The following is a 19434-nucleotide window of genomic DNA, read 5'->3' as shown; positions in this document are numbered from 1 at the left end:
TGCCGATGCCGCGTGTGCCATACCTGACCCGCGAGGATCTTCGACCCGAGGACCGAGACATCTACGACGGCCTGACGGCGGGGCGCGGGGAAGTCGCGAACCTGTTTCGCGTGCTCGCGCATGCGCCGGGCCCGCTCCGACGCCTCGTCGATTACAGCACCTGCCTCCGCACGTCGCTGGCGCTCGACCCCGCCCTGCGGGAGCTCGCGATCATGACCGTCGGGCAGGTCGCCGGCGTCGACTACGAGTTCACCCACCACTGGGAGATCGCCCGGCGCGCCGGGGTGCCCGTCGAAAAGCTCGAGGCGCTCGCGGACTACGCGCGGTCCGCGGTCTTCAGCGACCAGGAGCGCGCCGTGATCCGCTACAGCGCAGAGACCACCCGGGCCGTGCGCGTCGGCGACGCCGTGTTCGACGCGCTGCGTACGTTTCTCGACACCGAGCGGATTGTCGAGCTCGTCCAGGTCGTCGCCTACTACAATATGGTCGTGCGCATCTTGGAACCGCTCGGCGTCGGGCTCGAGCCCGGACGGACGCCCGCGCCGCGGCGGCGCGCCTGATTGGCGCGGGCCGGAATCTGGGTAACATCCTCCTGGGTGATGCCGATGATGTCGAGATCGTACACGCTCAGGAGCGCAGGGACGACATCGCTGGTTGGTTTCATTGTGGGCGTCGCGCTCGTGGGGTCGGCCGCGTTCGCGGCAACTGCGGTCGGTCGCACCGTGCACGACGCCGGGAACCAGTTCACGCTGAACGTGCCGGCGACCTGGTCGGTCGCGGCGCCGAACGGGAACGTGACGCTCGCGGCGACCGCGCCGGCGCCTGGGCGCGGGCTGCCGGACAGCCTCGACGTCGTCGTGCGGGGCATCCCGTCCGGGATGTCGCCGCAGTCGTGCGAGAGCGAGGCGGAATGGGTCACGCAGCACTTCGCGCACATCAACTTCACCACGGTCCGCAAGGGGCCCACGACCGTGGCGGGGCTGCCCGCGTACGAGCACATCTACACGTGGAAGGCGAACACCGGCGAAAGTCGGTGGAGCCGCCAAGTGTGTCTCGTACAGCAGGGGAAGGCGTTTGTGCTGACGGGCACGACCGCCGACAACGGTGCGGCGCTGGCCGGGCACGCCGGCCTGTTGACGCAGGTCATCAACTCGATCCACATCGCCGGGAAGCCGGGGACGGGGTCGCCGGCGAGCCAACCGTCAACGACACGATAGGGTAGGGCGAGTCGTTTCACAGGGGCGCCGCCGTCCTCCCGCCCGTTCCGGGGAGCGTGAGGACGGACGGGCCCCTGCGTGGCATGATCCGGCCCGCTCTGCGTGGAAACAGGTGGGGCGGCACCTCGCCGCGTGGGGGGCCGAAGCCCACAGGTTTCTCCGGAGGGACCGCCGGATGCCCGGACCGCACGACGCTTCTCCTGCCGACCGCGTTCCGGGGTTTCCCCGGACGAGCGCCGCGATCGCTCGGGGCATCGCCGACGAACTGCACTTGGGCCTGCAGCTCTACGTGTCCGAGGGCGGGGCGACGCTCGCGGACGCGGCTGTCGGTGAGGCGCGGCCGGGGATCCCGCTGACGTCGGACACGCTGATGCCGTGGATGTCGTCGGGGAAACCCGTGGCGGCGGTCGCGATCGCCCGGCAGTGGGAGCGCGGCGCGCTCGAGCTCGATGACCCGGTGGCGCGTTTCATCCCCGAATTCGGCGTGCACGGAAAGGCTGCGGTGACCGTCCGGCACCTGCTGACGCACACCGGCGGGTTTCGCGGCGGCGTCCGCCCCGAGGCGAGTCTCTCGTGGGATGGAATCATCGCGAGTATCTGCGAGGCGCCCCTCGAACCCGGGTGGATCCCGGGGGCGCGGGCCGGATATCACACGTGGACGAGTTGGTACATCCTCGCCGAGATCGTGCGCCGACTGGACGGTCGTGACTACAGCCGCATCGTTCGCGAGGCGATCTTCGAACCGCTCGGGATGCGCGATTCGTGGATCGGGATCCCGGCGGCGGCGCGGGAGGCGTACGGGAATCGGTTCGGCATCCTCTACGACACCAGCGGCGACGAGGCCCGGCAGAACGACGCCGACGGCGAGGCGATGGGCGGACCGTACCGGCCCGGTGGCAGCGGACGCGGTCCGGTGCGGGAGTTGGGCCGATTCTACGAGATGCTGAGCGCACGAGGACGCTGGCGGGACGCGCGGATCCTCTCTGCCCAGACGGTCGAGGCGCTGACGGCGCGGCACCGGGCCGGGATGGTCGATCAGGCGTTTCAGCACGTCATGGACTGGGGACTGGGATTCATGCTCGACTCCAAGATGTACGGCACGGGCGTTCCACCGTACGGCTACGGGCCGCACGCGTCGCCCCGCACGTTTGGGCACAGCGGATATCAGTCCTCGTGCGCGTTCTGCGATCCCGAGCACGGCCTCGTCGTAGCGTGGGCGGCCAACGGCACTCCCGGCGAACCCCGCCACCAGGCCCGACTCAACGCGCTCAACGCGGCGATCTACGAGGACGTTGGCCTCGCGCGTACCGACGCCTGACGCGCAGCGCGACCGCGGCGGCGATGCGAACAGGCGGAATGCGCGTTCCCACGGGGACGACGCAACAGGCGCGGGAGCGGCTGGCAAGATCGTCGTGCGCGGTCGCCGTCACGTCCGGGTGATCGGACCCCGGCCCCGCGACGACCGAAACCAGAGTGGGGGGTGGTGCCGTTGGCCGAGAGTGCATCGAGAGCGCTCCTGCGCGACGCGGCGGAACGCGCGGCGAGATACCTTGAGGGGCTCGACGCCCGACGCGTGGCTACCGCCGCCGAGGCTGTGGACCGGTTGCGCGAGCTCGACGGGACCCTGCCGGAGCATTCGGCGGACCCCGAGCGGGTACTTGCGCTGCTCGACGGGATCGGATCACCCGCGACCGTGGCCTCCGCGGGACCGCGGTACTTCGGCTTCGTCACCGGCGGGTCGCTGCCGGCGGCGCTTGCCGCCAACTGGCTGGCCGGCGCGTGGGACCAGAATGTCGCGTTTTCCGTGATGTCGCCCGTGGCGGCGGCGGTCGAGGAGACGGCGCTGCGATGGCTGCTTGAGTTGCTGCACCTGCCGTCGGTCGCAGGTGGCGCGTTTGTGACCGGCACCACGGTCGCCAACTTCACCGCGCTCGCGGCGGCGCGCCACGCGGTGCTCGCGCGCGCGGGGTGGGACGTCGAGGCGCAGGGTCTCTTCGGCGCGCCGCCGATCACGGTCGTCGTTGGGGACGAGGTGCACGTCAGCCTGCTCAAGGCGCTCAGCCTCGTGGGCTTCGGCCGCGAGCGCGTCGTGCGCGTGCCGGTCGATGGGCAAGGCCGGATGCGCCCCGATGCGTTGCCGCGCCTCGATGGCCTGGCGATTGTGTGCCTGCAGGCCGGCAACGTGAACACCGGAGCGTTCGACCCGGCCGCTGAGCTCTGCGACGCGGCGCACGCAGCCGGCGCGTGGGTGCATGTGGACGGCGCGTTCGGGCTGTGGGCGGCGGCCTCTCCCGCGTTCGCACATCAGACGCGCGGCTTGGACCGCGCGGACTCGTGGGCCGTGGATGCCCACAAGTGGTTGAACGTCCCCTACGACAGCGGCGTGGCCTTCGTCCGCGAGGGCGCGCACTTGCGGGCCGCCATGTCTGCCACCGCCGCGTACCTCCCGCAGGGCGGGCGGCGGGAGCCCGCGCACTACACGCCGGAGATGTCGCGACGGGCGAGGGGCGTGGAGGTCTGGGCGGCCCTGCGCAGCCTCGGGCGACGCGGGTTCGTCGAGTTGATCGAGCGAAACTGCCGGCAGGCCGCGCGCCTGGCCGAAGGTCTCGAGCAGGGGGGGTACGAGGTGCTCAACGAGGTCGTCCTCAATCAGGTGCTCGTGTCGTTCGGCGTGGACGATACGACCACGCGGGTGATCGACGCGGTCCAGCGAGACGGCACGTGCTGGTGCGGCGGCACCGTGTGGCGCGGGCGGGCCGCAATGCGCATCAGCGTCTCATCCTGGGCGACCACGGACCGCGACGTCCAGCGCACGCTGGAAACGATGCTCCGGATTGCCGGAGAGCTTCGGCACTAGGTAGGCGCCTCATGTCGCCTGGGGCGTCACGCGGCCGAACGCGCGGACAGATGCGGCGCATCGTGGTCGTCGGGACGAGTGGCGCCGGCAAGACGACCGTGTCGCGCGAACTCTCGAAGCGCCTCGGGATCCCGCACATCGAATTGGACGCGCTACACTGGGCGCCCGGATGGACCGAGACCCCGACCGACGTGTTTCGTGCGCGGGTCTCCCGTGCGCTGGCGCGAGCCGCCTGGGTGGTGGACGGGAATTATGCCAAGGCGCGCGACATCGTGTGGCCGCTTGCGGACACCCTCGTCTGGCTCGACTTCCCGCTGACGGTTGTGCTGCGGCAGGTGTTCGTGCGCACCCTGCGGCGGATGATCGTTCGCGAAGAGCTGTGGCACGGCAACCGCGAGCAGTTGCGGACCGCGCTGAGCCGGGACTCCATCATTCTCTGGGCCCTGCGCACGCACGGGCTGAACCGGCGCGCGTATGCGGCGGCGTTGGACGGCCGGGAGTACGGGCATCTCGCGGTCGTGCGATTGCGGTCGCCGCGGCACGTGCGTCTGTGGCTCTCGGCCGTGCCCGACGGCGGCGCCGCCGCGCCCGCTGCCCGGTAGTGGGGCGCTACCGCATGGACGTCCGGATTCGGCGCGCCGTTGAGGCCGATTTCCCCTCCGTCTACCGCGTGTGGCGTGCCGCCGCGCATCCTGGGCGGACCTCGTCGACGACTCACGACGTGACGCTGCCGCTCCTCCGTCTCTTTCGCCATGAGCGCACGACCGGGGCGCTGTGGATCGCCGAGGACGGGGACGTTGCGGTCGGGTACGCCGCCGCGCTGGTGCGTAGCGGTATTGCGTTTATCTCCGAACTGTTCGTCGCGCCGGACCGGCAGGCCGACGGCATCGGCGGGACTCTCCTGCGGCAGTTGATGGCGGCACCGGCGACCGGATATTGCACGATGAGCTCCACGCACCCCGGCGCGCTCACCCTGTACGTGCGAGCGGGGCTCAGGCCGCGGTGGCCTCACTTCTTCCTCACGGGAACGGCCGGGGCGGTGGCACAACTGCCGAGCGCGGGGGTGGTCGCCGTGCCGGCCGGCGGAGACGGTGCCGACGTAGTGGCCTGGGACGCCGAAGCGTGCGGGCGCCGGCGTCCCGAAGATCACGCGTACTGGCAGCGCGTTCTCGGCGCAGTACCGCTGTGGTTTCGACGGAACGCCGACACGCTGGGGTACGGATACGTGCGGCGGTGCGCCAGAGAAGCGACCGGCGGTATCGACATTCGCCTCGGACCCATGGGGGTGACGGCGTCCGCTGACTCCGTCGCATGCGCCGGCGCCGCGTGGCGGTGGGCGGGCACCACGGCGGAACCTGCGTCTGCGTCGAGTGACGAGGCGCGATACTGCATCGTGGTGCCGGAACCGCACGGTGCCCTCGCTCCGCTCCTCCGGGCTGGGTTCCGCATCAGCGATACCGAGATCTTCTGTTGCTCGCGCGACGACCTGTTCCGCGATCCGCTCATGTACCTGGCCCCGGCGGACCCGGACGGCACGTCGATGTTCTAGCAGTAAGTGGAGATCCCGACCAACCAGGAACCGCACCGGTGGGCTGCCGAAGCTCGCGAGTACCTCGCGCAGTGAGTTTGGGGCTTACCATACGCAGACGCTCAGTCAACACCACGAGATAGGAGGGAACTCCCTTGGAGCACCGGCGCGACCTTCTGGGAGGGGTGGTGCTGCTCCTGATCGGTGCCATCCTGTTGCTCCGCAACCTCGGCTACGTACCGCAGGAACTCGACCAGTGGTGGCCGGTGATCTTGATCGTGATTGGGTTGGGAATCGTCGTGGGGAGGCAAAGACCCGCGTCCTCACCGCAGGTCGGACGCACTGTCGGCGGACGGCGCCGGCTCACGTCGGCCGGAGGACTCGCGTTGATCGGTCTCGGCATCGCGTTTCTCGCGGCCCGCTCGCTTGGGCAACAGAACATCGGGGCGCTGATTCTGATCGCGCTGGGATTTGCGTTTGTTGTCAGCCGGCTGTGGTGACGGTTATCGGCTCGGTGTCCCGGCGGTGGCGCCGCCTGCAATGATGGCCCGATAGCTCAGGCCGGTATCGGTAACGCGTCCATCGACCATCGCCTGGGCGGCCGCGGCCGATGCCCACGTGAGGACCTGGCTCGCGTCGGCGTGCGCAACGAGGCCGGGGTCCAGATAGGCAAAGAAATAGCGCGACCAAAATGCCGAGACCGTGTCGACTCCCGCGGCGCGCGCGTACTTCGCCATGACGCCGAGGAACCGCTGGTCGAGCGGCGCCCACACGTTGGACGCGTCCCTGGCAAAGATCGTCGGGTCGACCGCAGCGTCGGTCGAGCTCAACTCATCATCCGCGATCTTTTCGAGCCACGTCTCAAGCATCGTCACCCGTTTGCCACAGGCGTGGCCCTGTTGCGCGAAGGCCAACGCTTTGTTGAGGTAGTCCCGATTGATGGGGTACAGATGCAGGTCGATGGCGGCGAGCCCGCCGATCTTGCACAGTTCCGCGACGTAGCTCGCGCCGGGAGCGTACCATGTGCCGGTCCCCGCGGCCAGCGGCACGGCGCCGAACCCGGCCGCCGCCGTGCGGTCCACAAATGTGCGGACCATGCGGGCAAACGCTCGTGGATCTCGGAGAAACTCCTTCCCGGTCAGGCGGAATTCGGTGTCGGGCTCCGACCCGACGCTCAGGATGTCCGGGCCGACGTCGCGGGCGATGGCGATGATGTTCTGCACGCGTCCCTCCACATACTGCGCATCGCTCAAGGTCTGGTAGTACGCGTTGGCATCGACCTCAGAACCCGCTGAATAGACACCGGGGAACATCACGCCGCTTTCCACCAGGAGTTTCATGCCGCGGCCATGCACTTCGCCGGCCACCCACCGGAAGAACTCCACCATGTCCCGCGAGGCGGCCGCATCCCCCTGCTCCTGCCAGTACGGGTCGTAGAGCAGGGGGAAAGGGATGGCCACGGTCACGCCTTGGACTCCGAGCGCGCGCAGTCGATCCAGCTCCAGGTCCACGCCGATGCGCGCCTCGGGACGGAGCAGCTGTTTGCCGCGGTTCCCGTTGGCGGTGAGCAACTCTGCGGCGAAGAGTACGGGAGCAGCGCTGGCCGGCCGCGCGTCGAGCTGCTCATCGAACCGCGCGAGCGTCGTGCCCAACGTCGCGTAGAGGTCGCGATGGGCCGACAGCACCTGAGCTGGAGCGGGGCACGCAACGCCAAGGAACAGGGCGCACGCCATCCCCAAACGGGCGAGGCGAACGATCACCGGGCCATCTCCGCGTCTGTCCCCCCAGGAGGTTCACGCACCGGGCGGGGAGTCGGATGCGGGCCTCCCGGCCCGGGCATGAGGTGATATTCCCGGGTTGACCTTCGCATAGACCAGCGTCTTGGACGCAAACGACCGGATGGGCCCGGTGGGGCGCGGTGCCGGTGACTCAGGGCCGAGGACCACGCGGGCGACGGACGGTGCAGTCTACCGCGACACCGCCGCGTTCGGGGAACTAAAAATCAACAGTGCGTTGCCGACGGGGCGTTCGCGTCCGTCCGAGGGCGAGTTGACGACCGTGGGGCCCGGGCGGCCCCAGAACTTCGCCACCATCGTCACGGAGCCGCCGCTGTCGAACGCCATCGCCTGGTAGGCGCCGAGCCACCGCATGTACGCCGCGAGCTGCGGTTGCGTCACACCCATGCTGAGCTTGGGTTGACGGCCGTCGATCGCCACGAGCAACATCGTGGCACCGTCCCGGGAGATTCCCACCGCCAGCACCGGGTTCGGGCGGTCGCGCTCGTGTGGGGCCGGCGAGTGGGGATCGTCGAGCGGATACCCATTCTGCACCAACATCGGCCCGCCGCCGATCGCGAGATGCAGGTTTCGCCAATCCGGGGTCGTCGCAAGGTTCACCTCGACCGGCATACCGGCCGTGACGTGCTGCTGAAGCCAGTCCGCCGCGTTCCCGCGGCCGACCAGCAGCATTACCCCTTTGGGGAACGGGGCGTAGTAGGCCTGCTGCGGCCACACCTGCCCGACCATGTACTGCGTGGATTGCGCGGCCGTCTCGGGAGCAGGAGGCTCGGGCTGGCCCGACACCGTCACCGTGAACACCGGGTGCGCCACCTCCTGTTGTTGTTGCTGGACCGGGGCGAGGTCGACCACCGTCTGGCGGACCCCTGGAGGCGGAACCGGAGCCCCATAACCCCGGTCGTTGGAGAACGCGACGATGCCTTCTGGCACGACGCCGGTGTTGAACCCCGCGAGCCAGTATCGCGCGTTGGTTGACGGGAACAACACCGACCCGCCCCACTGAAAATGGCTGATCCGTGCCGCGCCGTCTTTGTCGATGGCGAGCGCCGCCCGCCCCACCGGGCTGCGGAGAAACTCACCGTTCTTGACCACGATGTTGAGGGGCATTCCGGAGTCGCGGATGTCGAAGAAATCCCCGTTGACGCCCGCGACGGCCCCGGTGCGAGCGACCATCGAGGAGACGGTTTCGTCCGGGCTGATCAGCTGATCGTGGGCGAGCCCCATCCCGAGGCGCACGCTCGGGTTGGTCAGATCGACACGAAGATGGTGGATGCTGAGCGGTCCGCTGGACGTGGCGACGCGGAAGTGTGTATATTGAACCCCGGGGGCGATCGGAGCGGTCCAACTGCGAGAGGACTTGACGCCGGGCCAGAGGGGCGGGCCGCCGGCCAACGCCGGCCCGGTGGCGAGGCACAGGACCACCAAGGTCCACAACCCCGCGTGCCACTGACTGCGACGATGGCTGCTACGGCGCATTAGCCTGCGATGCCGCGACTCCTGGTTTGTCTGTCTCCCACCTGCTTGCAATTGGTGCGGCGGATTCGACGGGCGGTACGCGAATCCTGCCAACCGCATCAAGAAACCAGCGTGATTCCTCCACATGAGCAGCTTATGAATTCCCCAACGCGGCCAATTCCGGACCGTGCCGTCTTGGCTGCCCCACGAGGGGAAGGCGGCCGCTCGCCGAACGGAGGACGGAAGGTGAGGTGCACCGCTCGGGTGAGGGAAGCCTGACCGCCGAGAGGGTGTCCAGATGATGGAGTGGGTACGTGCCTTCTACGATACGAGAAGCGCATGGTTCGGTCCGACCGGAGTCTTCCCCGAACACCGGGCCCGGGCCCGGGATCTTGAGCGCCTGTGCGGCGGCGGGCGGAAGCGCGTCCTCGATCTTGGCGCGGGGGCGGGAGGCACAGCCGCCGCGATCGCCGATCTCGGCCACCTCGTGACCGCCGTCGAGATTAGCCCGGTGCGGGCGGCCTTCGCAGGCGCCCTGGCTGAACAGCGACGCGGCCGGTTGACGGTGCTCGAGGCGGATTTCTATACGGCCGCCATCGAGGGGGCGTTCGACGTGGTCTGCTACTGGGATGGCTTCGGGGTCGGCAGCGACGCCGACCAGCGGCGATTGCTGCGGCGCGCCCGACTGGAGTGGCTCGCGGCGCACGGGGCCATGCTGCTCGACGTGTTCTCGCCCGCGTTCTGGGCCGCGCAAACCGGAAAGCGCCGCCATGTCGAGGAGGTGTTGCGGCTGGTCGACGGCGAGGTCCGGACTGTGCCGTTGGATGTATCCGTGATGGTCAGGTATGACTTCGATCCCGCGTCATGCCGGTTCCTCAGCAAGTGGTGGCGGACCGGGTGTGAGCAGGACGCGATGGTGGAAACCGTCCGGTGCTACTCGCCGGCGGACTTTCTCTTGCTGCTCGAAGGAACCGGGCTTGTCGCGGATCGATTCGAGGTCGCCGGCGAGTCGTTCGATCCACACCGAGACGCCCGCATCGGCCCGCCGTTACTCGCGCGAAGCCGGAGCTACCGGGTCCGCTTGCGCCACCCCTCGCGATGAATCGCCAACGGGACACCCCCAGGCGGCGCCGACCCGACACCCCGTACACTCTTGTTATCACGCTGATCGGGTTGTACCTCTTGGTCCACTTAATCTGGCGAGGCCGAGCGTCGATGCCGCTCCCCGACGTGCTGGCGTGGGCGGCGTTGCTGATCGCGCTCTTCATACTCGATACTTCCCGCCGGCCGTTGAAGGAATGGCAACAATCGGTGGCCCTGCTCCTATATCTGGGGTGCCTCGTCGAATTGGCACAGTGGCGGGGTCAGGTGCCCGAGTGGGTCCATGCGGCGGTTGTGTGGGTCCTTGCCCTCGCCACGTTCATGGTCTTGATGCCCGTGTTCCTCGTCCGGTACATGGGTGATCACCCCGAGCCAACATCCGGTGACCACCAGGAACTCCCCGATCCCGGCCGCGCCGTCGAAGACGCACTTCGGGAATAGAGCGCCGAGCCACGATGTCGCTCCCCGGACACTCGAAGGGCCAGGGACCGAGGTTCGTTCCCGCGCTCCTTGCCGAAAACGGCGAGTTCCGAACCTTCTGGGCCGGACAGGTGATCTCGTTGTTCGGCGATCAGATCACCCTCCTGGCTCTGCCTCTTGCGGCGGTCCTCGTGCTTCACGCCGACGCGCGTGCGATGGGGTATCTGTCGGCGGCCGGATGGGTGCCGTACCTATTGTTCTCGCTGCACGCCGGCGCGTGGGTCGACCAGCGCAGAACACGCCGCCGCTCGATGATCGCCGCCGACCTGGGTCGTGTCGTGCTGCTTGCGACGATACCGCTCGCATACAGGGCCGGGTGGCTGACGATGGGGTACCTGTATGCGACCGCGTTCCTGATCGGGGCGCTGAGCGTCGTGTTCTTCGTCGCCTACAGCACGCTCTTCGTGTCGATCGTGCCTCGCGAGCGATACGTCGAAGGCAGTGCGATCCTTCACGGCAGCCGCGCGCTGTCGTTCGTCGGCGGCCCGAGCCTCGGTGGGTTTCTCGTGCAGGTCTTCTCGGCGCCCGCCGCACTTGCCGCCGATGCCCTGTCGTTCCTCGTATCGGCGTTCTGCCTCGCCAGGATCTCCCCGTCCGAGCCGCCGGCCGAACCGAGAGGGGAGGGGACGGTCATCGCGGGTGCGCGTTTCATCATGCACTCGCCGTTCGCGCGCGCCGCGCTGGCGGCGACATCGACGGTCAATTTCTTCAACTTCGCGTTCTCCGCCCTCTTTGTGCTCTACGCGACGCAGACGCTCCGCGTGCAGCCCGGGATCCTCGGGCTCGTGCTCGGCACGGGGGCGGTGGGTGCCGTGCTCGGTTCGATCGTGACGGGGCGCCTCGTCGGCCGACTCGGCTTCGGACCGACGTTTATGCTCGGCTGCGTCCTGTTTCCGCTGCCGTTGGTGCTCGTGCCGTTGGCCGGCGGGCCCGCCCCCCTCGTGCTGGCGTGCCTCCTCGCCGCTCGATTCGGATCGGGCCTCGGGGTGATGATTCTCGACATCAGCTATGGGTCGATGTCTGCGGCCCTGGTCCCCGCCCGACTGCGCGCCCGCGTGTCGGGCGCGTACAGCTTGGTCAACAACGGCATCCGCCCGCTCGGCTCGGTGGTCGGCGGACTCCTCGGTGCCGCCATTGGTCTCCGGCCGACGCTCTGGGTCGCGACGATCGGCGCCGTGGCCGGCATCCTGTGGTTGATTCCGTCTCCTATGCCGCGGCTGCGGACGCTCGACGAATTGACCGGAGACAGACGCCGCGGCGAGCCCGGTGACGCTCACCTGTGATTCCCCGTGGTACGTCCCGGGACGACCCGTCGCCGCGGCGGCAACGCGGACCTATCGATCGTCCGCTTGGCGACCTTTGTGTTCTTGGATGATGTTGCCGCCGTCGACCACGATCGATTGCCCCGTCAGATAGCTTGCCGACTCCGCGGCGAGAAAGGCGACGACCGCCGCCACTTCCTCGGGGCGCCCGGCGCGCCCCACCGGCGTGCAGCGTCCTGCGTCGACCACGACCGAGGACGGCGTCGGACTCGTCAGGATCCATCCCGGGGCGACCGAGTTGACCGTCACGCCGTGCGGGCCAAGTTCCAGGGCGAGCGTGCGGGTCAGACCGTCCATCCCCGCCTTGGCCGCGGCATAGGCGCTCCCGCCGGCGTACGCCACGAACGGTCCGGTGACCGACGACACATTGATGATCCGGCCGTATCCGCGCTCGACCATGAGCGGTGCCACAACCGCTTTGGCACGATGATCCGACCCCCGGAATCCCTGGGTCCTAGGTTTTAGAATCCCCGTTATGTGATCTAGATCCCTGAATCCCTCGGACCTGGGCTTGCCCGGTCGGCGGACCGCGCGGTGGTCGGGCCCCTCTGCTCTACTCGGGAGAGAAATTGATCCAGGACCGCGCAATACCGCTCGGCTTCTTCGATATGCGCGGTGTGCGAGCTGTGCTCGAAGAGGATCCATTCGGAGCCGCCGATGCCTCGGTGGATCGTCTCGGCAATTGCCGGCGTAGCTTCGTCGTATCGGCCCGACGTGACCAGCGTCGGCACGCGGATCGCGCCGAGCCGGTCCACGATCGTCCAGTCCTTCAACGTCCCGATTACGTGGAACTCGCTCGGCCCGTTCATCGTGTGATAGACTTCGGGATCAGCCGCCAGTTGGGCGAACGTTCGGTTCAGGCAGTCCGGCCACGGGTTCACCCGGCAGACGTGGCGGCGGTAGTAGACCAGCATCGCCTCCTGGTAGGCCTGGTCCTGGGTCGTTCCGGCGGCCTCATGCCGGAGGAGCGTCTCCTGCACCTCCGGCGGGAGCTCGCTTCGCAGTCGGTTGGCCTCCTCAACCCACTGCCGCATGCTCGCCGGGGAGCTGGCGACGGTGAGGCTGGCCAGCCCCGGCGGGCGGGTCGCCGCGTACTCCATCGCGAGCATGCCGCCCCACGACTGGCCGAGGAGGTGGATCCGCGTCAATCCCAATACGCGCCGCACCACCCCGATCTCCTCAACGAACAGTCCCACGGCCCACATCGACGGGTTGTGCGGTTTGTCGGATCTCCCGCACCCCAACTGGTCGTAGAGAACGACGCGGCGCCCTGTGGCGGCGATCGCCTCAAGGGGTTCCAGGTAGTCATGCGCGGCGCCAGGGCCGCCGTGCAGCACCAGCAGCGGGAACTTGCCGGGATCCTCGCGTACGCCGACAATGCGGTACCAGACGCGAAACCCGTGGAACGATAGGAACCCTTCGACTGGGCGAGCGTCCGGCATCGCCCCTCCCCACGCACACGGGATCCGTGACTCTGGAGGCAACATTTCTCCCGCCGGGGCCCCTTCCCTTGTTTTGGTTGCTCCAATGCGGACCTCGTTCCCGCACGCCGCACCGCCCGCGCACGGGAACGAGGCAGATGTGAAGAGCGTGTCACCCCGTGACATGACTTTTACTTGGAGCCATCGCGCTCTGTTGCTATCATCGGGCAAACGGCGTGTTCAAGGAGGGATGTTCTTGCGAACGCGGGTGGTGATGGCATCGCTCCTCGGGGGGGCGCTGCTGTTCGGTGCAAGCCTCGTGACGTCGGCGCAGACTCCGCCGACGCGCGTGATCAAGGTATCGATGGTGTCGTTCAAGTACGACCCGAGCGTCATCACGATGAACGTCGGCGAACGGGTGACGCTCCAAATCACCAACGACGACAAGGATCATCCCGGCCGGGCGCACAGCATCGGCTCGCAGTTTTGGTCGACGGTGGACTACACCGTGTCCGGCGATGCGAAGGAAGGCATCGCCAAAGACGGCTGGAAGTACATCCTGGTCGACCAAGGCAAGACGGCTCAGGTCACGTTTGTTCCGAAGTCTCAGGTCCAGGTCAACTTCTTGTGCGAGCAGTACAATCACGCGTCGCTCGGGCAGGTCGGCACGTTCGTCGTGTGGCCCGCCGGCTACAAGCCCTAGGGCCATCAAAGGCGCAACACCTATCGGGCTACGAGGGGGAGTCGCGTCGGGCTCCCCTTCTCGTTTTTCGTTCCCCTTTGTTTCCCACGCACGACCGGGCCGCCACAGGCAGGCGCCACGCATGCTTCTCCGCTCGGGCCCGAGCCGTGCCGTCGACCGGACCCACGCGCTCCGCGCCACCTTGCCGTCCTCCATCCGGCCCCTCTTGACTCGAACGTACGTTCGCATATACGATTATGCCCGTGAGACACCGCGAGATCGTCGAGATCGAGGTCAAGTCAGTCATCAACAGGGTCACGGGCATGCCGTTCGAGTGGTCGATCAATCCCTACCGGGGGTGCGCGCACGGCTGCCCTTTCGCTATGCCCGCCGCACGCATTGGTTCCTCGACGAGGACGGGATCGATCAGTGGTCGACCAAGATCTTCGCCAAGGTGAACGCGCCCGACGTGCTCCGGCGCGAGCTTGCACGTCCGTCGTGGCGGCGGGACCAGGTAGCGCTCGGCACGGCGACCGATCCCTACCAAGCGATCGAGGGGCGCTATCGCATCACCCGGCGGATCCTGGAAGCGCTCTGCGAGTTCCGGACGCCGGTCGGCATCGTGACCCGTTCGCCCCTCGTCCGCCGTGACCTGGACGTACTTCGGCGGCTCGCCGCCGGGGCCGGCGCGACCGTGTGCGTGAGCCTCGTCACGACCGACGCCGGCATTGCGCGGCGGATCGAGCCCAGTGTCGCGCCGCCGGTGCAGCGCCTGCGGACGATCCGCCTCCTGGCCGACGCGGGGATCCGCTGCGGCATCCTGCTCGCCCCGATCCTGCCGGGCCTCACGGATTCGCGCGACAATCTCAGGGCCGTCGTGGAGGCGGCGGCGGATCACGGCGCACAGTTCCTCGGCCACAACGTGCTTCACCTCGGTGCCGTGACCCGTGACTCGTTCACCCGGTTCCTTCAAGGCTACCGCCCCGACCTGCTCGCTCGGTACACGCAGATGTACGGCGGCAAGTACGCGCCGGGCGGTTACCGGGCCGCCGTGTCGCGCACCGTCGAGGCCGAGAAGACGCGCGCCGGGATGGAGGCCGCGCGGTACATCCGGCGGGTCGATGCGCCCTGCCAGCTCCTCCTGGATCTCTAAGCACACTCGTGATACAGGGAGTCCATGCATCGCGCAGAGAATATCCTGAACGCATCCCGCGCCGACCGCTGCCGGACCGCGTGACGTCGGAGTTCCGGCGAGAGTACGCGAGGGGATGACGGAGGGAGGCACCATGGCGGACGATACCCAGCTCCTGCTCCAAGAGGACCGGCGGCACCTGATTCATCCGCTCCACCATCCGAGAGATCACGAGCACCCGCTCCTGATCGTCGAGGGACGCGGGGCGATCCTGAAGGACGCGGACGGCCGCGAGTACATCGACGGCCTCGCGGGCCTGTGGAACGTCAACATCGGGCACGGGCGGGGCGAGCTGGCCGATGTGGCGGCCGAGCAGATGCGAAAGATTGCCTTCGCGTCGGCCTACGCGGGACAGTCGAACACGCCGATGATTCGGCTCGCGCAGCGCATCGTGAAGCTTGCGTATCCGAGCACGTCGGCGGTGTACTTCACGACCGGGGGCGCCGAGTCGAACGAATCCGCGTTCAAGACCGCGCGGTTCTTCTGGAAGGTGCTCGGCAAACCGGAGAAGGTCAAGATCATCTCGCGCGTCCACGCGTACCACGGGGTGACGATGGCGGCGATGAGCGCGACCGGCATGGCCGCCTATCACAAGATGTTCGGACCGCTCGTCCCGAACTTCATCCAGGCTCCTCCTCCCTACCCGTATCGCGCGTCGGGCAAGGGCGACTCCGGGCTGGAGGCGGCGGATGCGCTCGAGCAGGTCATCCTGAAGGAGGGGCCGGAAACCGTGGCCGCCGTTATCGGCGAGCCGGTGATGGGTGCCGGCGGCGTGATCGTGCCGCCGCCGACGTACTGGCCCCGCGTGCGGGAGATCTGCAACAAGCACGAGGTGCTGCTGATCACAGACGAGGTCATTACCGGGTTCGGTCGGACCGGGCGGTGGTTTGCGATGGGGCACTGGGGAGTGGAGCCCGACTTGGTCTCGTTTGCCAAGGGCGTCACGAGCGCGTACCTGCCGCTCGGGGGGATCTTGGTCTCCGAGCGCGTGCACGCGGCCATCCAGGAAGCGCCGCCGGACCGGAAGTACATGCACGCGGCGACCTACTCGGGGCACCCGGTGTGCTGCGCGGTCGGTCTCAGAAACGTCGAGATCATCGAGCGCGAAGGCCTGGTCGAGCGGGCCGGCGAGATGGGACGGCGGCTGCTCTCGGGACTGGAAACCCTGCGGGACTTGCCTGCGGTCGGCGACGTGCGCGGCCTCGGGATGATGTGCGGGGTGGAACTGGTCGAGGACAAGGCCACGAAGAAACCTGCGCTTGGTCTGGGACCGAAGGTGGTGCGCGAGTCGATGTCCCGCGGGCTGCTGCCCCGCCTCCGCGCCGGCTCTGCGGACCCCGCGATCGGGGACACGATCTGCCTGGCGCCGCCGCTCATGACCCCGGTGGAGACGTTGGACCGCATCGTGACGGTGCTGCGGGAGGCGATCACGGCGGCCTCCCGCTAGACCTCATCTGCGGAGCATCGCGATACGGGGCACCCCGGTCCCGCCGGGGTGCCCCGCTCTCTTTGTCGGCCGCGCACGCCCCTGTTCGCCTGACGGGACCTAGCCTATAGCGTGCTACGATCTAGGCCAGAGCTGCGTGACGTGCCACACTCCGCACGGCCCCGGCGACTACACGGGACGTCAATGGGCGTGCTAGGTTCGCTCGATGGTGCCGCGCACCTCGTTGACGCCCGGGCCGGCGGATCTCATCTTGACATGGCTTCAGCCCTGCGCAGCCAGACAGTAACGCACACCGCGTTCGTTGGACCCCGCAGTCACGCTGTGGACCAGCGCGTGATGGGCCCCGAAGCGCCCGGCGATTCTCCTAGATCCGCGTCGCGCCCCGGGGATCCAGGATGTCCCGGATTCCGTCGCCGAGCAGGTTGAAGCCGAGGACGACGGACATGATCGCGAGACCGGGAAACGTGGAGACCCACCACACGCCCGTGACGAGCTCGTTCCGGCCCTCGTTGATCATCGCGCCCCACTCCGGCGTCGGCGGCTGGGCGCCCAGGCCGACGAAGCTCAGGCTTGCTGCCAACAACACGCTGAACCCCATCCCGATCGTCGAGCGGACGACGACGGGCGAGACGATGTTCGGAAAAACGTACCGCCAAAGGATCCGCACATCGGACGCGCCCTGGGCGCGGGCGGCTTCCACGTACGTTTCCTCGCGGCCGACGAGCGTCGAACCGCGGGCCAGCCGCGCATAGCCGGCGATGCTCGTGATCGCCACGGCGAGCACCGCCTTCCACAGGCCGGGCCCCAGCGCGGCGCCCAGGGCCAAGGCGAGGACGAGGCTCGGAAACGCGAGCAGCACGTCGCACACGCGCATGATCGCGTCGTCCACGTGCGCGCCGTAGTATCCCGCCACGACGCCGAACGGCGTCCCCACCCCCGCCGCCACCCCGACGGCCACGATCGCGATCGCGAGGTCGTAGCGGGCGCCGTAGACGATCCGGCTGAGCACGTCCCGCCCGTAGAAATCCGTCCCCAGCAGGTGGGCGCGGCTCGGCGGCTGGAGCCGATCCGCGACGTCCACCGCGACGGGATCGTGCGGCGCGACGAGCGGCGCTGCGGTCCCGATCACGGTCCAGAGGAGCAGGATCACAAGCCCGACGAGCGAGAGGCCGTTGCGGCGGAGACGGCGCCCGGCCATCCGCCACTGGCTGCCGATGGCGACCGCGGGGTGAGCGGCGACGTCAGCCATAGGACGACCGGCCTGGGCTACCCATAGTGCACCCGAGGATCGAGGAACGCGTACGTGAAGTCCACGAGCACGTTCACCGCGACAAACAGCGCCGCGATCAGCAGCGTGCAGCCCATGACGGCCGAGTAGTCGAGCCACTGGATCGCTTGGACGAGATAGCCGCCGATTCCGGGCCACGAGAACACGGCTTCGACCAGGACGTTTCCGCTGAACAGGAGGCCGAACTGGACCCCCAGCACGGTGACGGTCGGGATGAGCGCGTTGCGCAGGGCGTGACGGTACAGCACGCCGCGGCCCGCCACACCCTTGCTCCGCGCGGTCCGCACGTAGTCCTGGCCCAATACCTCGACGATGCTGGTGCGGAGCATCCGGACGACGAGGCCGAGCGAGGGGAGCGCGAGGGTGAACGCCGGCGGCAAGAGATACCACAGCGCCCGCACGAGCGCGCCCGGGTCGCCGGCGAGCACGCTGTCGATCGTGTAGAGGCCGGTGACCGGCGGGGGGGCGATGTCGGTCATGCCCAGCCGGCCGGTCGGCGACGGCAGCCACCCGAGCACGAAGTAGCCCACGTAGATTACGATCAGGCCGAACCAGAAACTCGGCATCGACAGGAACAGTAGCGAGCCGATGCGGCTCGCGTGGTCGGCGCCGGTGTTGACGCGTGCGCCGGACAGGACGCCGAGTGGCACGCCGACGGCGACGGCGATCAGGAAGCTGAGCAGGCTGAGTTCCACCGTCGCGGGCAGGAAGTGGCGGAGGTCGTCCGCCACGGGGCGGCCCGAGTGGATCGAGAACCCGAGGTTGCCCCGCAGGAGGTTGCGCAGATAGGTTACGTACTGGACCGGAAGCGGGCGGTCGAGCCCCCACTCGTGATCCAGCGCCGCGACAACGCGGGGGTCCTGCGCCCCCTCGCCGAGGTACATCCGCGCCGGATCGCCGGGCACGACGTGTAACAGCAGGAACGTGACAAGCGTAATCCCGACGAGGATCGGCGGGACCGCAAGGAGCCGCCGCGCCACAAACCCGGTCAGCGCGCCCTCTCCCCTACGCGCGCTTCTCCACGGGGTAGAAGTACCAGTTGCCCGACGGGTACAGGACCCACCCCTTCACCCACGCCCGGTGCGCGTACATCAGGAGCGCGTCGTAGATCGGCACGCTCGGGACGTCCGCGTTGATCAACCGCTGCATGTCGAACACGATCTGCTTGCGCTTGGCGGGATCCGTCGTGCCGCCGAGCTGGTCGATCAGTCGGTCGACCTGGGGATTGCTGTAAAATGCGAAGTTCCCCTTGGCGCCGGCGCTTTTCGAGTAGAAGATGTGGTCGACATAGTCGTCCACGATCGGGAGTTCCAGGCCGCTCAACACGAACATCGCCATCTTGCCGTCCTGGTAGTTGTTGACGAACGTCCCCCACGGGATGCCCTCGACCTTCGCATCCACGCCGACGTTGTGCAGGGCGGCCTGCGCGAGCACCGCGGTCTGCTCGCGTTCGGTGTTCCCCGCGTTGAACGCGATCGTCACGCTGAACCCCTTGCCGTACCCGGCTTCCGAGAGTAGGGCTCTGGCCTTATTGGGATCATACTTGTACGGCCACAGGGTCGACGTGTAGCCTTCGAGCTGGCTCGGCAGCATGCTCTTCGCTACGGTCGCTAGCCCGAACGCCGCCGCACGGTTGATCGCGAACGGG

At 68.3% G+C, this 19434-nt stretch carries 20 protein-coding genes; 13 read left to right on the top strand and 7 right to left on the bottom strand.

Annotated elements, in window-relative coordinates:
• Nucleotides 1–5: 5 nt before the first annotated feature.
• The 7 genes from VKZ50_00170 to VKZ50_00140 all read left to right on the top strand — a co-directional run bounded on the left by VKZ50_00170 (nucleotide 6) and on the right by VKZ50_00140 (nucleotide 6102).
• On the top strand, nucleotides 6–560 hold the full coding sequence (locus VKZ50_00170; GenBank protein ID HLJ58129.1) for a carboxymuconolactone decarboxylase family protein: 555 nt from the start codon (nucleotides 6–8) through the stop codon (nucleotides 558–560).
• 45 nt (nucleotides 561–605) lie between these two features.
• On the top strand, nucleotides 606–1217 hold the full coding sequence (locus VKZ50_00165) for a hypothetical protein (protein ID HLJ58128.1): 612 nt from the start codon (nucleotides 606–608) through the stop codon (nucleotides 1215–1217).
• Nucleotides 1218–1392: 175 nt separating this feature from the next.
• The gene (locus VKZ50_00160) at nucleotides 1393–2535 is read left to right on the top strand and encodes a serine hydrolase domain-containing protein (GenBank protein HLJ58127.1); all 1143 of its coding nucleotides are present in this window, start codon (nucleotides 1393–1395) and stop codon (nucleotides 2533–2535) included.
• Between the two features lie 171 nt (nucleotides 2536–2706).
• The gene (locus VKZ50_00155) at nucleotides 2707–4074 is read left to right on the top strand and encodes an aminotransferase class V-fold PLP-dependent enzyme (protein ID HLJ58126.1); all 1368 of its coding nucleotides are present in this window, start codon (nucleotides 2707–2709) and stop codon (nucleotides 4072–4074) included.
• A 50-nt stretch (nucleotides 4075–4124) separates the two neighbouring features.
• Nucleotides 4125–4676: an AAA family ATPase gene (locus tag VKZ50_00150; GenBank protein ID HLJ58125.1), complete on the top strand. Its 552-nt coding sequence runs from the start codon at nucleotides 4125–4127 to the stop codon at nucleotides 4674–4676.
• A gap of 14 nt (nucleotides 4677–4690) precedes the next feature.
• Nucleotides 4691–5623, top strand: coding sequence for a GNAT family N-acetyltransferase (locus tag VKZ50_00145; GenBank protein ID HLJ58124.1), 933 nt, complete (start codon nucleotides 4691–4693; stop codon nucleotides 5621–5623).
• Between the two features lie 134 nt (nucleotides 5624–5757).
• Nucleotides 5758–6102 (top strand): DUF5668 domain-containing protein, encoded by a 345-nt coding sequence (locus VKZ50_00140; GenBank protein ID HLJ58123.1) that lies wholly within the window; start codon nucleotides 5758–5760, stop codon nucleotides 6100–6102.
• Nucleotides 6103–6105: 3 nt separating this feature from the next.
• Here the strand turns inward: VKZ50_00140 and VKZ50_00135 are convergent, their stop codons facing one another.
• Both VKZ50_00135 and VKZ50_00130 read right to left on the bottom strand, forming a co-directional pair.
• Nucleotides 6106–7362 carry a hypothetical protein gene (locus tag VKZ50_00135; GenBank protein ID HLJ58122.1) on the bottom strand — a complete coding sequence of 419 codons (1257 nt, stop codon included), beginning with the start codon at nucleotides 7360–7362 and terminating at the stop codon, nucleotides 6106–6108.
• A gap of 207 nt (nucleotides 7363–7569) precedes the next feature.
• The gene (locus VKZ50_00130) at nucleotides 7570–8820 is read right to left on the bottom strand and encodes a phosphodiester glycosidase family protein (GenBank protein HLJ58121.1); all 1251 of its coding nucleotides are present in this window, start codon (nucleotides 8818–8820) and stop codon (nucleotides 7570–7572) included.
• Between the two features lie 331 nt (nucleotides 8821–9151).
• On the opposite strand from VKZ50_00130, the gene VKZ50_00125 reads away from it, so the two are divergent.
• The 3 genes from VKZ50_00125 (at nucleotide 9152) to VKZ50_00115 (ending at nucleotide 11717) form a co-directional block, all read left to right on the top strand.
• Entirely contained in the window at nucleotides 9152–9955 is an 804-nt protein-coding gene (locus tag VKZ50_00125; protein ID HLJ58120.1) for a methyltransferase domain-containing protein, read from the top strand.
• A 113-nt stretch (nucleotides 9956–10068) separates the two neighbouring features.
• Nucleotides 10069–10395, top strand: coding sequence for a hypothetical protein (locus tag VKZ50_00120; GenBank protein HLJ58119.1), 327 nt, complete (start codon nucleotides 10069–10071; stop codon nucleotides 10393–10395).
• Nucleotides 10396–10409: 14 nt separating this feature from the next.
• The gene (locus tag VKZ50_00115; GenBank protein HLJ58118.1) at nucleotides 10410–11717 is read left to right on the top strand and encodes an MFS transporter; all 1308 of its coding nucleotides are present in this window, start codon (nucleotides 10410–10412) and stop codon (nucleotides 11715–11717) included.
• A gap of 51 nt (nucleotides 11718–11768) precedes the next feature.
• Here the strand turns inward: VKZ50_00115 and VKZ50_00110 are convergent, their stop codons facing one another.
• Nucleotides 11769–12167, bottom strand: a complete 399-nt coding sequence (locus VKZ50_00110) for an SDR family oxidoreductase (GenBank protein ID HLJ58117.1) — start codon at nucleotides 12165–12167, stop codon at nucleotides 11769–11771.
• Nucleotides 12168–12238: 71 nt separating this feature from the next.
• Nucleotides 12239–13198, bottom strand: a complete 960-nt coding sequence (locus VKZ50_00105; GenBank protein ID HLJ58116.1) for a proline iminopeptidase-family hydrolase — start codon at nucleotides 13196–13198, stop codon at nucleotides 12239–12241.
• A gap of 235 nt (nucleotides 13199–13433) precedes the next feature.
• On the opposite strand from VKZ50_00105, the gene VKZ50_00100 reads away from it, so the two are divergent.
• The 3 genes from VKZ50_00100 (at nucleotide 13434) to VKZ50_00090 (ending at nucleotide 16498) form a co-directional block, all read left to right on the top strand.
• A complete protein-coding gene (locus VKZ50_00100) occupies nucleotides 13434–13880 on the top strand; it encodes a hypothetical protein (protein ID HLJ58115.1) in 447 nt (148 codons plus the stop codon).
• Between the two features lie 313 nt (nucleotides 13881–14193).
• On the top strand, nucleotides 14194–15012 hold the full coding sequence (locus VKZ50_00095; GenBank protein ID HLJ58114.1) for a radical SAM protein: 819 nt from the start codon (nucleotides 14194–14196) through the stop codon (nucleotides 15010–15012).
• Nucleotides 15013–15145: 133 nt separating this feature from the next.
• Nucleotides 15146–16498 carry an aspartate aminotransferase family protein gene (locus VKZ50_00090; protein HLJ58113.1) on the top strand — a complete coding sequence of 451 codons (1353 nt, stop codon included), beginning with the start codon at nucleotides 15146–15148 and terminating at the stop codon, nucleotides 16496–16498.
• 364 nt (nucleotides 16499–16862) lie between these two features.
• On the opposite strand, the gene VKZ50_00085 is transcribed toward VKZ50_00090, so the two are convergent.
• The 3 genes from VKZ50_00085 to VKZ50_00075 all read right to left on the bottom strand — a co-directional run.
• Nucleotides 16863–17747: an ABC transporter permease gene (locus VKZ50_00085; GenBank protein ID HLJ58112.1), complete on the bottom strand. Its 885-nt coding sequence runs from the start codon at nucleotides 17745–17747 to the stop codon at nucleotides 16863–16865.
• 17 nt (nucleotides 17748–17764) lie between these two features.
• Complete coding sequence (locus VKZ50_00080; GenBank protein ID HLJ58111.1) at nucleotides 17765–18766, bottom strand: ABC transporter permease; 1002 nt, start codon at nucleotides 18764–18766, stop codon at nucleotides 17765–17767.
• 25 nt (nucleotides 18767–18791) lie between these two features.
• The coding region (locus tag VKZ50_00075; protein ID HLJ58110.1) for an ABC transporter substrate-binding protein at nucleotides 18792–19434 on the bottom strand (643 nt) is incomplete at its 5' end.

It is taken from the genome of bacterium (assembly GCA_035295165.1).
In the GTDB taxonomy this organism is placed as follows: domain Bacteria; phylum Sysuimicrobiota; class Sysuimicrobiia; order Sysuimicrobiales; family Segetimicrobiaceae; genus JAJPIA01.
The sequence above is the reverse complement of the archived record's forward strand: the minus strand, read 5'-3'. Positions and strand labels throughout refer to the sequence as shown.

Excerpts from the sequence above, each read along its gene's own strand:
- VKZ50_00165 (HLJ58128.1), top strand. The coding sequence starts at position 606 with ATGATGTCGAGATCGTACACGCTCAGGAGCGCAGGGACGACATCGCTG.
- VKZ50_00150 (HLJ58125.1), top strand. The coding sequence starts at position 4,125 with ATGCGGCGCATCGTGGTCGTCGGGACGAGTGGCGCCGGCAAGACGACC.
- VKZ50_00120 (HLJ58119.1), top strand. The coding sequence starts at position 10,069 with ATGCCGCTCCCCGACGTGCTGGCGTGGGCGGCGTTGCTGATCGCGCTC.
- VKZ50_00170 (HLJ58129.1), top strand. The coding sequence starts at position 6 with ATGCCGCGTGTGCCATACCTGACCCGCGAGGATCTTCGACCCGAGGAC.
- VKZ50_00125 (HLJ58120.1), top strand. The coding sequence starts at position 9,152 with ATGATGGAGTGGGTACGTGCCTTCTACGATACGAGAAGCGCATGGTTC.
- VKZ50_00145 (HLJ58124.1), top strand. The coding sequence starts at position 4,691 with ATGGACGTCCGGATTCGGCGCGCCGTTGAGGCCGATTTCCCCTCCGTC.
- VKZ50_00115 (HLJ58118.1), top strand. The coding sequence starts at position 10,410 with ATGTCGCTCCCCGGACACTCGAAGGGCCAGGGACCGAGGTTCGTTCCC.
- VKZ50_00105 (HLJ58116.1), bottom strand. The coding sequence starts at position 13,198 with ATGCCGGACGCTCGCCCAGTCGAAGGGTTCCTATCGTTCCACGGGTTT.
- VKZ50_00090 (HLJ58113.1), top strand. The coding sequence starts at position 15,146 with ATGGCGGACGATACCCAGCTCCTGCTCCAAGAGGACCGGCGGCACCTG.
- VKZ50_00160 (HLJ58127.1), top strand. The coding sequence starts at position 1,393 with ATGCCCGGACCGCACGACGCTTCTCCTGCCGACCGCGTTCCGGGGTTT.
- VKZ50_00085 (HLJ58112.1), bottom strand. The coding sequence starts at position 17,747 with ATGGCTGACGTCGCCGCTCACCCCGCGGTCGCCATCGGCAGCCAGTGG.